Origin of the sequence: Streptomyces sp. NPDC088400, from assembly GCF_044753355.1 — a bacterium.
In the GTDB taxonomy this organism is placed as follows: domain Bacteria; phylum Actinomycetota; class Actinomycetes; order Streptomycetales; family Streptomycetaceae; genus Streptomyces.
Genome location: NZ_JBIVMZ010000012.1, coordinates 94,191 through 107,755, shown reverse-complemented (window position 1 = coordinate 107,755; position 13,565 = coordinate 94,191). Strand labels below are relative to the sequence as shown.

At 71.2% G+C, this 13,565-nt stretch carries 13 protein-coding genes; 4 read left to right on the top strand and 9 right to left on the bottom strand.

What is annotated here, in order from left to right; all coding sequences use genetic code 11:
* Positions 1-483: 483 nt before the first annotated feature.
* From mug to ACIQD6_RS27430, 6 genes are all read right to left on the bottom strand, one after another.
* Positions 484-1,017 carry a G/U mismatch-specific DNA glycosylase gene (mug, locus tag ACIQD6_RS27455; RefSeq protein WP_401887140.1) on the bottom strand — a complete coding sequence of 178 codons (534 nt, stop codon included), beginning with the start codon at positions 1,015-1,017 and terminating at the stop codon, positions 484-486.
* Positions 1,018-1,024: 7 nt separating this feature from the next.
* Positions 1,025-2,467: an adenylosuccinate lyase gene (gene purB / locus ACIQD6_RS27450; RefSeq protein ID WP_401887137.1), complete on the bottom strand. Its 1,443-nt coding sequence runs from the start codon at positions 2,465-2,467 to the stop codon at positions 1,025-1,027.
* Positions 2,468-2,526: 59 nt separating this feature from the next.
* Entirely contained in the window at positions 2,527-3,345 is an 819-nt protein-coding gene (locus tag ACIQD6_RS27445) for an SGNH/GDSL hydrolase family protein (protein WP_401887134.1), read from the bottom strand.
* A gap of 68 nt (positions 3,346-3,413) precedes the next feature.
* Complete coding sequence (locus tag ACIQD6_RS27440; protein WP_401887513.1) at positions 3,414-4,427, bottom strand: hemolysin family protein; 1,014 nt, start codon at positions 4,425-4,427, stop codon at positions 3,414-3,416.
* Positions 4,427-5,761, bottom strand: a complete 1,335-nt coding sequence (locus ACIQD6_RS27435; protein ID WP_401887132.1) for a hemolysin family protein — start codon at positions 5,759-5,761, stop codon at positions 4,427-4,429. Before ACIQD6_RS27435 ends, ACIQD6_RS27440 begins: the two co-directional genes overlap by 1 nt.
* A 194-nt stretch (positions 5,762-5,955) precedes the next feature.
* Positions 5,956-6,384, bottom strand: a complete 429-nt coding sequence (locus tag ACIQD6_RS27430; RefSeq protein ID WP_401887129.1) for a GNAT family N-acetyltransferase — start codon at positions 6,382-6,384, stop codon at positions 5,956-5,958.
* A 189-nt stretch (positions 6,385-6,573) separates the two neighbouring features.
* Here ACIQD6_RS27430 and ACIQD6_RS27425 point away from each other — a divergent pair, with 189 nt between their 5' ends.
* From ACIQD6_RS27425 to ACIQD6_RS27415, 3 genes are all read left to right on the top strand, one after another.
* Complete coding sequence (locus tag ACIQD6_RS27425; protein ID WP_401887126.1) at positions 6,574-7,938, top strand: carotenoid oxygenase family protein; 1,365 nt, start codon at positions 6,574-6,576, stop codon at positions 7,936-7,938.
* Between the two features lie 127 nt (positions 7,939-8,065).
* Positions 8,066-8,293 (top strand): antitoxin, encoded by a 228-nt coding sequence (locus tag ACIQD6_RS27420; RefSeq protein ID WP_401887124.1) that lies wholly within the window; start codon positions 8,066-8,068, stop codon positions 8,291-8,293.
* Positions 8,290-8,661: a fic family toxin-antitoxin system, toxin component gene (locus tag ACIQD6_RS27415; RefSeq protein WP_401887122.1), complete on the top strand. Its 372-nt coding sequence runs from the start codon at positions 8,290-8,292 to the stop codon at positions 8,659-8,661. The genes ACIQD6_RS27420 and ACIQD6_RS27415 overlap by 4 nt, the downstream gene beginning before the upstream one ends.
* A gap of 223 nt (positions 8,662-8,884) precedes the next feature.
* On the opposite strand, the gene bioD is transcribed toward ACIQD6_RS27415, so the two are convergent.
* The 3 genes from bioD to bioB are packed head-to-tail and all read right to left on the bottom strand — an operon-like array spanning position 8,885 to position 12,197.
* Positions 8,885-9,664, bottom strand: coding sequence for a dethiobiotin synthase (gene bioD, locus ACIQD6_RS27410; protein WP_401887119.1), 780 nt, complete (start codon positions 9,662-9,664; stop codon positions 8,885-8,887).
* A gap of 3 nt (positions 9,665-9,667) precedes the next feature.
* The gene (locus ACIQD6_RS27405) at positions 9,668-10,984 is read right to left on the bottom strand and encodes an adenosylmethionine--8-amino-7-oxononanoate transaminase (protein ID WP_401887116.1); all 1,317 of its coding nucleotides are present in this window, start codon (positions 10,982-10,984) and stop codon (positions 9,668-9,670) included.
* Entirely contained in the window at positions 10,977-12,197 is a 1,221-nt protein-coding gene (gene bioB, locus ACIQD6_RS27400; RefSeq protein WP_401887113.1) for a biotin synthase BioB, read from the bottom strand. Before bioB ends, ACIQD6_RS27405 begins: the two co-directional genes overlap by 8 nt.
* 143 nt (positions 12,198-12,340) lie before the next feature.
* Between bioB and ACIQD6_RS27395 the strand changes: the two genes are divergently transcribed.
* Complete coding sequence (locus ACIQD6_RS27395) at positions 12,341-13,504, top strand: 8-amino-7-oxononanoate synthase (protein WP_401887111.1); 1,164 nt, start codon at positions 12,341-12,343, stop codon at positions 13,502-13,504.
* The last annotated feature ends 61 nt before the right edge of the window (positions 13,505-13,565 follow it).

Genomic DNA, 13,565 nt, shown 5'->3' with positions numbered 1-13,565 from the left:
GCTTGCCAAGATATTGGCAAGGGGCTGCGGTGTCGCCGTCCGGCGTGGGGTGCGGGTGCTGGTGCGGGTGGTGGGTGCGGGTGCCGGGGCCTCCGGAGGCGCATGTCCGGACTGCATGATTTACGGCGCGTGCGGGTTTGTTTTTAGGGTGCGGGCCGGTGTGCGCCACAAATCACGCTCTACGTCCGGACACGTCACCTCCTGCGACCCCGACCCCCTCCCGCCGGTGGCCCGCCTGCGGCCCGGTGGGGGTGGTCTGTGGCGGGCGGTGAAGGGGGTCGCGCAGGGGTCGTGTCCGGAACGTAAAGCGTGATTTGTGGCGCACACCGGCCTGTCAGTCGAAGAACGAGCCGCACGCGCCGTAAATCATGCAGTGCAGGACATGACCCCGGAGCGGCACCCGGCAACAACCCGCACCCGAACCACCGACCCCAGCCAACAAAGCACCCCGAACCACGGGCCCCGCCGGACGGCACACCGCGTTCACGCAGCCGCGGCACGCAGCCGCGCGAACTCCTCCGCCATCGTCTCCGCCGTCCAGCGCGCGTTCAGCCCGCTCGGGTTCGGCAGCGCCCAGACGCGCGTGTCGCCGATCGTCCGCTCCTGCGGACCCACCTGCGCCTTCTTGTCGTCGAAAGCCGTGCGGTACGCCGTGATCCCGACCACCGCCAGCCACCGTGGCCGCAGCCGCTCCACTTTCGCCGTGAGGATCCGGCCGCCCTCGCGGAACTCCTCCGCGCTCAGCTCGTCGGCGCGCGCCGTCGCACGCGCCGCGACGTTGGTGATGCCCAGCCCATAGGTCAGCAACCCGTCCTGCTCGGCGGGGTTCAGCACGCGTGGGGTGAAGCCGGAGAGGTGCAGCACCGGCCAGAAGCGGTTGCCGGGGCGGGCGAAGTGGTGGCCCGTCGCCGCTGACATCAGCCCCGGGTTGATGCCGCAGAACAGCACACGCAGGCCGCCCGCGGCCACGTCGGGAATGACGCGGTCGCGGGCGGCTTCGAGTTCTTCGCGTTTCATCCGGGGGTCAGAGGATCGATCCCGGGGTGTAGGCGGCGGCCTCCGGGTGCTGCTTGACGATCTCCTCGATACGGCCGACGACCGTGGCGATCTGGTCCTCCGCGGCGCCCGTGAAGGACAGCTTGTCCGCCATCAGCGCGTCCAGCTGGTCGCGGTTCAGCGGCATCCGCTCGTCGGCCGCCAGCCGGTCCAGCAGTTCGTTGCGCTCGGCGCCCTGCTCGCGCATCGCCAGGGCCGAGGCGACGGCGTGCTCCTTGATGACCTCGTGCGCCGCCTCGCGGCCCACTCCGGCCCGTACCGACCCCATCAGCACCTTGGTCGTCGCGAGGAACGGCAGGTAGCGGTCCAGCTCGCGCGCCACGACCGCCGGGAACGCGCCGAACTCGTCGAGGACCGTCAGGAACGTCTCCAGCAGGCCGTCGAGCGCGAAGAACGCGTCGGGCAGCGCCACCCGGCGGACCACCGAGCAGGAGACGTCGCCCTCGTTCCACTGGTCGCCCGCCAGCTCGCCCGTCATCGACGCGTAGCCGCGCAGGATCACCATGAGGCCGTTGACCCGCTCGCAGGAGCGCGTGTTCATCTTGTGCGGCATCGCGGAGGAGCCGACCTGGCCGGGCTTGAAGCCTTCGGTCACCAGCTCGTGCCCGGCCATCAGCCGGACGGTCTTGGCGACCGAGGACGGCGCCGCCGCCAGCTGTACCAGCGCGGTCACCACGTCGTAGTCGAGGGAGCGCGGGTAGACCTGGCCGACCGAGGTGAAGGCCTGCGCGAAGCCCAGGTGACCGGCGATGCGCTGCTCCAGCTCCGCGAGCTTCCCGGTGTCCCCGCCCAGCAGGTCGAGCATGTCCTGAGCCGTGCCGACCGGGCCCTTGATTCCGCGCAGCGGGTAACGGCCCAGCAGGTCCTCCAGCCGGCCGTAGGCCACGAGCAGCTCGTCGGCGGCCGTCGCGAACCGCTTGCCGAGGGTGGTGGCCTGCGCGGCGACATTGTGCGAGCGGCCGGCCATGACCAGCTCGCCGTACTCGCCCGCGAGTTTGCCGAGGCGCGCGAGCACCGCGACCGTACGGTCCCGCATCAGCTCCAGCGAGAGCCGGACCTGGAGCTGCTCGACGTTCTCCGTCAGGTCGCGGGAGGTCATGCCCTTGTGCACCTGCTCATGGCCGGCGAGGGCGTTGAACTCCTCGATGCGCGCCTTCACATCGTGTCGCGTGACCTTCTCGCGCTCGGCGATCGACGCCAGGTCGACCTGGTCGAGGACGCGTTCGTAATCGGCGAGGGCGCTCTCCGGGACCTCGACCCCGAGGTCCCGCTGCGCGCGGAGTACCGCCAGCCACAGCTGACGCTCCAGCTTCACCTTCTGCTCGGGGGACCACAGAACGGCCAGCTCCGCCGAGGCGTAGCGGCCGGCAAGGACATTGGGGATGCGAGGCTTCGCAGGGGCGGCAGTCACGTGAGCCGATTCTACTGGCGCTTTGTGCAGGTCGGTGCCGCGCCCTTTGTTGTGGCTTCCTACAGGCGGGCCGACGGGGGTGCCTCCGGGCCCGTCGTCCGCAGCTCCGGCGTCTCGTACGGCAGCAGTTCGGGCCGCTTCGCCAGTCGGCCGTCGCCGGAGGAGCGACCCGTGACGCGCCGTGCCACCCACGGCCCCAGATGCTGTCGCGCGAACCGTGCGTCTCCCGTGCGCCGCGCCAGCCACCGAACGGGCACCGGAGGGGGAAGTTCCGCGCGCCAGTCGTCCTCCGCGTCGAGCCCGAGCGCCTGCCAGACAGCCTCGGCGACCCGGCGGTGGCCCTCGGCGGTCAGATGGAGCCGGTCCAGATCCCACATCCGCTGATCACCGAGCACCGGCGCCCCGTACAGGTCGACGACCAGGGCGTCGTGCCGTTCCGCGAGCTCGTCGACGAAGGTGAGCAGCTCCTCCATCCGCGGCCGGAAGCGCTCCATTACCGGGCCGTTACGGCCCGGACTGCGCATCAGCACCAGCTGCCCGCAGGAGGGCGCCAGCCGCTCCACGGCTTCTTCCAGCAGGCCGCGCACCCGCCCCATGTCGACCTTCGGGCGGAGCGTGTCGTTGAGCCCGCCGACGAGCGTCACCAGATCCGCCGACATGCCCGCGGCGGCCTCCACCTGCTCCTCGACGATCTGGCCGATGAGCTTGCCGCGTACGGCGAGGTTCGCGTACCGGAAGCCGGGGGTACGGGCGGCCAGCCGCGCGGCGAGCAGGTCCGCCCAGCCGCGGTACGAGCCGTCGGGGAGGAGGTCGGACATGCCCTCGGTGAAGGAGTCACCGAGGGCGACAAAACTGGTGTAGTTGGCATTCATGTCCATGGCGAAGCAGATCGTACCGCGCGGTAGGTACGCCCGGGGCCGCCCCGGAAAGATCCGCCGGACAGGCTCTACGCGTGCCGTCCCACCAGCTCGCGCAGTACGTCCTCCATCGTCACCAGCCCTTCGAGCTTGCCCTCCTCGTCCATGACCGCCGCCAGGTGGGTACGGCTGCGGCGCAGCGCGGTCAGCACGTCGTCCAGCGGTGTCGTCGCCCGTACCCGCGCGATCGCGCGCATCGCCGAGACCTGGAACGGCACATCGCGCGGCATCGCGTCCAGGGCGTCCTTCACATGGAGGTAGCCGAGGATTCGTCGCGAGGCGTCCACCACCGGGAAGCGGGAGAAACCGGACTCCGCCGCGAGCTGCTCCAGCCCCTCCCCGGTGACCCCGAGCTGTGCGGAGACCACTCGTTCCAGCGGCGTGACCACATCGCGGACCGGACGGCGGCCCAGCTCCAGCGCGTCGTGCAGCCGCTCGGCCGCCCGGTCGTCGAGCAGCCCCGCGTGGCCCGCGTCCGTGACCAGTCGGGACAGTTCGTCGTCGGAGAAGGTGGCGGACACCTCGTCCCTGGTCTCCACCCGGAGCAGTTTCAGCAGGCCGTTGGCAACGGCGTTGATCATGAAGATCACCGGCCGCAGCGCCCTGGCCAGGCCCACCAGCGGCGGACCGAGCAGCAGCGCCGCCCGCGCCGGTTCGGCCAGCGCGACGTTCTTCGGGACCATCTCGCCCAGCAGCATGTGCAGATACGTCGCCAGGACCAGCGCGATCACGAACGAGATCGGATGCACCAGACCCTGCGCGACACCGACCGCGCCGAAGAGCGGCTCCAGCAGATGCGCGATCGCGGGCTCGGCGACGATACCCAGCACCAGCGTGCACAGCGTGATGCCCAGTTGCGCCGCCGCCAGCAGGGCCGACACGTGCTCCAGGCCCCAGATGACACTGCGCGCCCGCCGGTCGCCGGCCTCCGCCTCCGGCTCGATCTGGCTGCGGCGTACGGAGACCAGGGCGAACTCGGACGCGACGAAGAAGGCGTTGACGACGAGGGTCAGCAGTCCGACGAACAGCTGGATCGCGGTGATCACGTGTCGTCCTCCCCGCTGCCGTGCCCGGCCCGCGGGGCGCGCAGCAGTACGCGCGCGGCGCGCCGGCGCGTGACGTCCACGACCTCCAGCCGCCAGCCGTCCAGTTCGATGTGGTCGCCCTCGGCCGGGATACGGCCCAGCTCGGTCGCGACCAGCCCGGCGAGCGTCTCGTACGGGCCCTCGGGCATCCGCAGTCCGGCCGTTCTCACCTGGTCGGCGCGTGCCGCGCCGTCCGCCGACCAGAGTTTCCTGCCTTCCGCGTCCTCACCCACCGGGGCCAGATCGGAGGTCTCGTGCGGGTCGTGCTCGTCCCGTACCTCACCGACGACCTCCTCGACGATGTCCTCCAGCGTCACCACCCCCGCCGTGCCCCCGTACTCGTCGATGACGACGGCCATGGTGTTGCCGCCGGACAGCCGGTCGAGGAGTTTGTCGACGGTCAGGGTCTCCGGGACGAGCAGTGGTTCGCGCAGCAGTTCGGCGATCGTGTGCCGGGGCCGGCGCTCCGCCGGGACCGCCAGTACGTCCTTGATGTGCGCGATCCCGACGACCCGGTCGAGGCTGGTCCGGTAGACGGGGAAGCGCGACAGACCGGTGGCGCGGGTGGCGTTGGCGACGTCCTCCACCGTGGCCTGCACATCCAGGGCCATGACCCGCACCCGTGGGGTCATCACATTCTCCGTGGTCAGCGCGGACAGGCTCAGCGTCCGTACGAACAGCTCGGCGGTGTCCGGCTCCAGCGCGCCCTCCTTCGCGGAGTGCCGGGCCAGGGCGACCAGTTCCTGCGGGCTGCGGGCGGAGGCCAGCTCCTCGATGGGCTCCAGCCCGAATCCGCGCACCATGCGGTTCGCGGTGTTGTTCAGATGGCTGATGAACGGGCGGAAGGCCGCGGTGAAGTACCGCTGCGGAGTGGCCACCACCTTGGCGACGGCGAGCGGCGAGGAGATCGCCCAGTTCTTCGGGACCAGTTCGCCGACGACCATCAGGAAGACGGTCGACAGGGCCGTACCGATCACCAGTGCCACCGAAGAGGCCACCGAGGGGGACAGGCCCACGGCCTCCACCGGGCCCCGGATCAGCTTGGCGACGGACGGCTCGGAGATCATGCCGACGACCAGGTTGGTCACGGTGATCCCCAGCTGGGCGCCGGAGAGCTGGAAGGTGAGACCGCGTACGGCCTTCAGGGCTCCCGCCGCGCCCCGCTCTCCCCGCTCGGCGGCACGTTCGAGTTCACCGCGTTCGACGGTGGTGAGGGAGAATTCCGCCGCGACGAAGGCCCCGCAGGCGACCGACAGCAGCACCGCCACGATGAGCAGAAGCACTTCGGTCATCGGTTCACCTCCGTCCCATGATCGGTCAATGGGCGGAGGACCGCACGGTGCCGGCGGCGGGCAGCCCTTCCGAGGACGAATCGGTCGGGACGGGGAGGGTCGCCCATGAGGGGACGCTCACACCTTTCGGTAGACGGGGATCAGCTCTCCACCGTAAAGGGCGTCAGGGATGGTGGGGGCGGGCGCGGGCGGAGTCAGGTGGGGTCCAGCGGTTTCACCCAGCGCCGCCAGTGATCCTCACGGTGGTAACCGGCCGCGGCCCACGTCCGGTGCGCCTGTTCGTTGGCTTCCAGGACCATGGCGTCGGCCCGTCGTCCGCCGAGGGCGGCGAATCGCGCTTCCGCCGCTTCGGTCAGGGCGGTGGCGATACCTTGCCGGCGGCAGTCCGGGTGTACGGCCAGCCGGTAGGCGGAGCATCGCCAACCGTCGAAACCGGCTATGACAGTTCCCGCGAGAAGGCCGTCCCGCTCTGCGAGAAGCAGGGCTTCGGGGTCGCGCGAGATGAGTCGGGCCACCCCGTCACGGTCGTCGCTGATGCTCGTTCCTTCTGCGGCCTCGCGCCAGAACCGCAACACGGTGTCGATGTCGGGGAGGCCGGCGGAACGGATGTGGAGATCACTCATCGGGCGAGCCAATCAGTTCGCCGACCCGTTCGGCGAACGATTTCCGCGGGGCCAGGGGGGCCGTGCGCGGTGGACTCCGGTACTCGATAGGGGTAACCGACCCTTCCGGCCCGTCCTCAGGTCCGCCGGGCGGGCACAGTGGGAGCCAGTCGGCACCACCCTTCGCCCGGACGAACCGGAAGGACCGCGATGCCCGTCACCGGAAACCCCTTCACCGGCGCCTACGCGCCGGTGCGGGACGAGGTCACCGCCTACGACCTGCCGGTCACCGGCACGATCCCGGACGACCTGAACGGCCGCTATCTGCGCAACGGTCCCAACCCCATGGACCTGAGCACCCCGGGCCGGACACATCTCTTCGCCGGCACCGCCATGGTGCACGGGGTGCGGCTGCGCGACGGCCGGGCCAAGTGGTACCGCAACCGCTGGATCCGCAGCTCTGCCGTGGCCGACGCGCTGGGTGAGCGGCCCCGCCACGGCGCCGCGGTCCGGATCGCCGACGTGGGTCCCAACACCCACGTCATCGGCCACGCCGACCGCACCTTCGCCCTGGTCGAAGGCGGCTTCCGGCCGTACGAGCTCTCCTACGAGATCGAGACCGTCGGCGCCACCGACTTCGACGGGACCCTGCCCGACGGATTCGCCGCCCACTCCAAGCTCGATCCGGCCACCGGCGAACTGCACGCCATCACCTGGCAGCGCGCCGGCTGCGACCGTCTGCGGCACGTGGCGATTTCCCCGTACGGCAGGGTCGTCCGCGCAATCGACATCCCGGCGCCGCACATGCCGGTGGTCCACGACATGGCCCTCACTCCCCACTACGTGGCGGTCTACGACCTTTCCGTCACGGTCGACCCGGTCGCCGACGTGGCGCGCAAGCCGTTCCCGGTGATGTGGAACGAAGCCCGCGGCGCGCGTGTCGGGCTGTTGCCCAGGAACGGCACCGAGGTGCGCTGGTTCGACGTCGAGCCCTGCTTCGTCTTCCACACGCTCAACGCCTACGAGGACGGCGACCGGGTGGTCATCGATGTCGTCCGTTATCCGCGCATGTTCATCGGCGGCGCGCTGAACGCCCCGAGCGCCCCCACCCTGGACCGCTGGGAGCTCGACACCGTCACCGGCAAGGTCACCGAGACCCGCCTCGACGACCGACCCCAGGAGTTCCCGGCGGTCAGCCCGGCCGTCGTCGGCCGCGCCCACCGCTACGGATACTCCGCCGTCGCCTCCGCGCTCCTCCACTCCCTGGGGCCGGCCGACGCGCCGTCCGTCTCCGGTGACGCGCTGATCAAGCACGACGTGCGTCAACAGTCCGCCGAGGTACGTCTGTTCGGTGACGGCCACTACACCGGTGAGGCCGGCTTCGTACCCATGGCCGACGCCCACGCGGAGGACGACGGCTATCTCATGGTCTTCGTCTTCGACCCCGATCGCGCCGCCACCGACCTGGTCATCCTCTCCGCCGAGGACTTCACGGGTCCACCGGTCGCCACCGTCCACCTTCCCGTGCGGGTCCCTGCGGGCTTCCACGGCAGTTGGATCCCGGACCTCGGCTGACCCCTGACCGGCCGTGGGGATCAGCCGCCGCGCAGCTCCTGAAGAGCCTGGAGGCGGCCGCGACAGCCGGTAGCCCACGGTGCGGCCGTCCCTTGCCCTGCTAGCGCGAGTGCGCTAGCTTGGAGGGGTGGCCAAGACTCAGCTGAACGTACGCGTGGACGAATCCACCGCCGAGGCCGCCCGTCGGCGGGCCTCCGATCGCGGAATGAGCGTGAACCGCTATATCGAGGAGTTGGTCAATCATGACGCCGGGGAGGTCGGGCGCACCTTCGTCGAGTCCGCGGCCGACTTCATGAAGCAGTACGAATCGGTCTTCGCCGGTGAGTTCGGCACGGATCGCGAAGGCAAGCGTTGACCCTTCGGATCGAGCTGTCCTGGCTCCTCATGGTCGCTGAACACAACACACCGGGCGACCCGCACGTCACCGACTGGGGAGCGCTGGTCGCCGCTGTCAGCCGCCACGAGGCGGAGATATTCGGCACCCCCGTCTACGGCGACCCGCACACCCGCGCCGCCGCCCTGCTGCAACTGCTGCTGCATGTACCGGCCCTGGAGCGCTCGAACGCGCTGTTCGCCTCCGCCGTGGCGTACGGCTACCTCGTCGCGAGCGGACTGAAGGTCGCCACCGCTCCCGAACGGGTCCGCGACCTCGCCAAACTGGTCAAGGACGGCACAGCGGACGTCGAGACGATCGCGGACGAACTACGAGGCTGGACCCTGTAACCCACCCCGCACTCGGGCAGGGGCAGAGCCCCAGCCCCCACCGAACCGCAGACCGCCCCACCCACCCCACCAGGGCTGGCCGTGCAGACACACGAAGCGGCCGGCAGTCGGGCGACCGGCGGGAGGGGGACGGGGTCGCAGGAGGTGACGTGTCCGGACGTAAAGCGTGATTTGTGCCGCTCACGGACCCGTACTCAAAGAACACACCCGCACGCGGCGTAAATCATGCAGTCCGGACATGCGCCTCCGGAGCCCCCGGCCCCCGCCCCCACAACGGCGCCTCCGTACCCCGAACCAAGCCGGACGGCGCCCCCGCCCCGTCCCACCACCCGTCCAGCCGAGGCGCCAGCCAAGACCCCGCCCGCTCCCGGAACTCCGCCGGAGCCAGCGCCCCCACCCCCTCCGGCACCGCGCCGAGCAGCGGTGCTCCCGCCGCTTCCGGCAGGTCCGTCAGGTTGCAGCGCGCCGCCAGATCGGGCGCGGCCGGCCAGCTGCCGATCACGACGCCCAGGAGCTCCAGCGACCGCGACCGCAGCGCTTCCGCCGTGAGGGCTGTCGCGTTGAGCGTGCCGAGCCCGGCGGGCGCCACCACCAGCACGGGGGCTCCCAGCAGCTGGGCCGCCTCCGCCAGCGTGCCGCCGCCCTCGTCGAACCGTACGAGCAGTCCGCCCGCGCCCTCGACCAGCACCAAGTCGTGCTCGGCGGCCAGTTTCTCGGCCGCGACGGCCACCGCGTGTGGACGTACCGGCGCCGCGCCGGCCCGCCGCGCGGCTGTCGCGGGCGCCAACGGCTCGGGGAATCGGGCGAGTTCGACCGCGGTGACGGATCCCGCCAGCCGCGCGACCTCCGCCGCGTCGCCGGCCTCGTCCGGGAGGAGCCCGGTCTGCGCGGGTTTGAGTACGGCGACGGTACGGCCCCGCGCCAGCGCGGCGGCGGCTACCGCGGCCGTCACGACCGTCTTGCCGATCTCCGTCCCGGTCCCCGTCACGATCACTACCGGCATGCTTCAGTCCTCCCGCGCCGCAGAGGACGGCGAGGCCGCCTCGGCGACGGCGACCACCGCGCGGCAGATCCGCGCGACGTCCTCGTCACCCGTCACGTACGGCGGCATCGTGTACACCAGATCGCGGAACGGCCGCAGCCAGACACCTTCGCGTACCGCCGCCCGGGTCGCGGCCGCCATGTCCACCTCGTGGTCCAGCTGGACGACTCCGATGGCGCCCAGTACGCGTACGTCGCGTACGCCGGGGAGGGCCGCTGCCGCAGCGAGGCCCTCGCGCAGTCCGGCCTCGATCCGTTCGACCTCCAGCCGCCAGTCCTGGCCGAGCAGCAGCTCGATCGAGGCGCAGGCGATCGCGGAGGCCAGCGGGTTGCCCATGAAGGTCGGTCCGTGCGCCAGTACGGGGACCTCGCCGCGCGAGATGCCCTCCGCCACCCGTGAGGTGCACAGCGTCGCCGCCATGGTGAGATAGCCGCCGGTCAGGGCCTTGCCCACACACATCACGTCGGGCGAGACGTCCGCGTGCTCCGCCGCGAACATCTTTCCCGTGCGTCCGAATCCGGTCGCTATCTCGTCGAAGATCAGCAGCACGCCGTGTTCGTCGCAGGCTTCCCGCAGCACCCGCAGGTATTCGGGGGAGTGGAAGCGCATGCCGCCGGCGCCCTGCACGACGGGTTCGACGATCACCGCCGCCAGTTCGTCCGCGTGGCGGGCGATCAGTGCGCGCAGCCCGTCGGCGTATGTCTCGTCGTAGTCGCTCGGCGGTGCGTCCGCGAAGATCTGGCGCGGCAGTACGCCCGACCACAGGCCGTGCATTCCGCCTTCGGGGTCGCACACGGACATCGGCTGCCAGGTGTCGCCGTGGTATCCGCCCCGCCAGGTCAGCAGCCGCTGTTTGGCGGGGCGGCCCACGGAGCGCCAGTACTGGAGGCACATCTTGACCGCGACCTCGACCGACACCGAGCCGGAGTCGGCGAGGAAGACATGGCGCAGTGGTTCCGGGGTGATGTCCACGAGTGTGGCCGCGAGCCGCACGGCGGGCTCGTGCGTGAGTCCGCCGAACATCACATGGCTCATCCGGTCGAGCTGGCCGTGCGCCGCCTCGTTCAGTACGGGGTGGTTGTAGCCGTGGACCGCCGACCACCAGGACGACATGCCGTCGACCAACTCCCGCTGTCCGTGGGCGGGTTCGGCGAGGCGTAGCCGTACCCCGGACGCGGACTCCACGACCAGCGGTTCGGTACGGCCCGGCATGGGGCCGTACGGATGCCAGACGTGGGCCCGGTCCAGGGCGAGCAGTTCTTGGGGGGCAAGCTCAGGCATTGGGAGCCAGGTCCGTACCGGCGCCGCGGCGGCGTACCGCCACCAGGTCCGTACGAACCGAGGAGCTTTCCTCCGTACGAGGCGCGCCGCTCTCGTGCCCGCCGCTGTCGCGTCCGGCACTCTCGGATCCGGCGCCCTCGGCGGCTCCGCCTCCGCATGCCCCGGTGTTCCCGCCGGCCTCGTCCCCGCCGCACGGCGCACAGCCGCCGCTCCGGTGGCCGGGCAGCGTCGACGTGTCCGCGCCCTCCACCTCGAAGCCCGCGTCCGTGATCATGTCGAGGTCGGCCTTGCCCTCCTGGCCCTCGCTGGTGAGGTAGTCGCCGAGGAAGATCGAGTTGACCAGGTGGAGCGCGAGCGGCTGCAGGGTGCGCAGGTGCACCTCGCGCCCGCCCGCGAGCCTGACCTCCACGTCCGGGCAGACGAAGCGTGTCATCGCCAGGATCCGCAGGCAGCGCTGCGGGGTGAGGTGCCATTCCTTGGCGAGCGGGGTCCCTTCCATCGGGATCAGGAAGTTGACCGGCACCGAGTCCGGGTCCAGCTCGCGCAGGGAGAAGACGACATCGACCAGGTCCGCGTCGCTCTCACCCATGCCGGCGATCAGCCCGGAACAGGCGGACAGGCCGGCCGCCTGGGCCTGCTGCACGGTGTCGACCCGGTCGGCGTAGGTGTGGGTGGTGGTGATGTCGCCGTATGTCGCCTCGGACGTATTGAGGTTGTGGTTGTACGCGTCGGCGCCCGCGGCCCGGAGCCGTTCGCCCTGCCCGTTGGAGAGCAGTCCGAGACAGGCGCACACCTCGACGCCCTCGTTCTGCTCCTTGATCGCCTCGATGGTCCGCGAGACGCGGTCGACGTCCCGGTCCGTCGGCCCCCGGCCGCTGGCGACGATGCAGACCCGCTTGGCCCCGCCCGCGACCCCGGCGGCCGCCATCTTCGAGGCTTCATCGGGTTTCAGCCAGGTGTATTTGAGGATCTCCGCCTTCGAGCCCAGCCGCTGGGAACAGTACGAGCAGTCCTCCGGGCACAGGCCGGACTTGAGGTTGATCAGATAGTTCAGTTTCACCCGCCGCCCGAACCACTGCCGGCGTACCTTGCCCGCCGCGGCCACCACGTCGAGCAGCTCGTCGTCGGACGTCGCCAGTACGGCGAGCGCCTCTTCGCGGGTCGGCAGCTCGCGCCGCAGGCCCTTCTCCACCAGCGTCTTCAGCAGATCCATGGTGCTGATCCTGGCCTACCGGGCGGCCCCGGGCAAAGGAGGAACCCAACAACACCGTGGGATCGAGGTGTGTGCATCACCACACCATGTTCCGTTGCTTCCCCGGTTAGAGTCTGTGCGCAGCCTACAAAAGGACCGGAGACATGGTGCAGGACCCCTTCGGCTGGACCGACGACGAGGCGCGGTCCCGCGAGCGGTCGGGACTGGTCCGTACGCTCCGGCCGCGCCCGGCCGACTCCGCCCTGCTGGACCTGGCGAGCAACGACTATCTGGGCCTCGCCCGGCACCCCGCGGTGACCGGGGCCGCCGCGGACGCGGCCCGTCTCTGGGGCGCGGGCTCCACCGGCTCCCGGCTGGTGACGGGCAGCACGGACCTGCACGCCGAACTGGAACGGGAACTGGCCGAATTCTGCGGTTTCGAGGCCGCGCTCGTCCTCTCCTCCGGTTACGCGGCCAATCTCGCGGCCCTCACCGCGCTGACCGCGCGCGGCTCGCTGCTGCTGTCCGACGCGGGCAACCACGCCTCGATCGTGGACGGCTGCCGGCTGTCGCGCGCCGAGACCGCCGTCGTCCCGCACGCGGATCCCGAGGCCGTGCACAAGACACTCGGCACCCACCCCGGTCGGCGGGCGCTCGTGGTGAGCGACGCGGTGTTCTCGGTGGACGGCGACGCGGCGCCCCTGCGGGAACTGGACGAGGCCTGCCGTACGCACGGCGCGGCCCTGCTCGTCGACGACGCGCACGGTCTGGGCGTCCTGGGCGACGGCGGCCGGGGCACGCCGAACGCGGCGGGCATCGCGGGCGCGGACGGTGTGGTGGCGACCCTCACGCTCTCCAAGTCCCTGGGCAGCCAGGGCGGTGCGATCCTCGGTCCGGCCCGGGTCGTCGAGCATCTGGTCAACGCCGCGCGCACGTTCATCTTCGACACGGGCCTGGCGCCGGCGGCCGTCGGCGGCGCGCTGGAGAGCCTGCGGCTGCTGCGCCGGGAGCCCGCGCGGGCCGGGCGCGCCCGCGAGGTGGCCCGTACGCTGCACCGGCTGCTCACGGAGGCGGGGCTGACTGCCGTACGACCGGACGCCGCCGTGGTCTCCGTACAGGCGCCGTCCCCGGAGGCGGCCGTGCGCTGGGCGGCCGACTGTCGCGCGGCGGGCCTGGGGGTGGGCTGTTTCCGGCCGCCGTCGGTGCCGGACGGCATCTCACGGATCAGGCTCACCGCGCGTGCCGACCTGACGGACGAACAGATCGGCACGGCGGTACGGACGATCGTGGCAACGGCGTCGGAGGGGGCTGCCGCGTCCGTCGGCTGAGATCCGGTACTCGACTGTCCCGGGCCCACCACCTGAGAGTCCCGGGCTCTGGTCCCGGTGT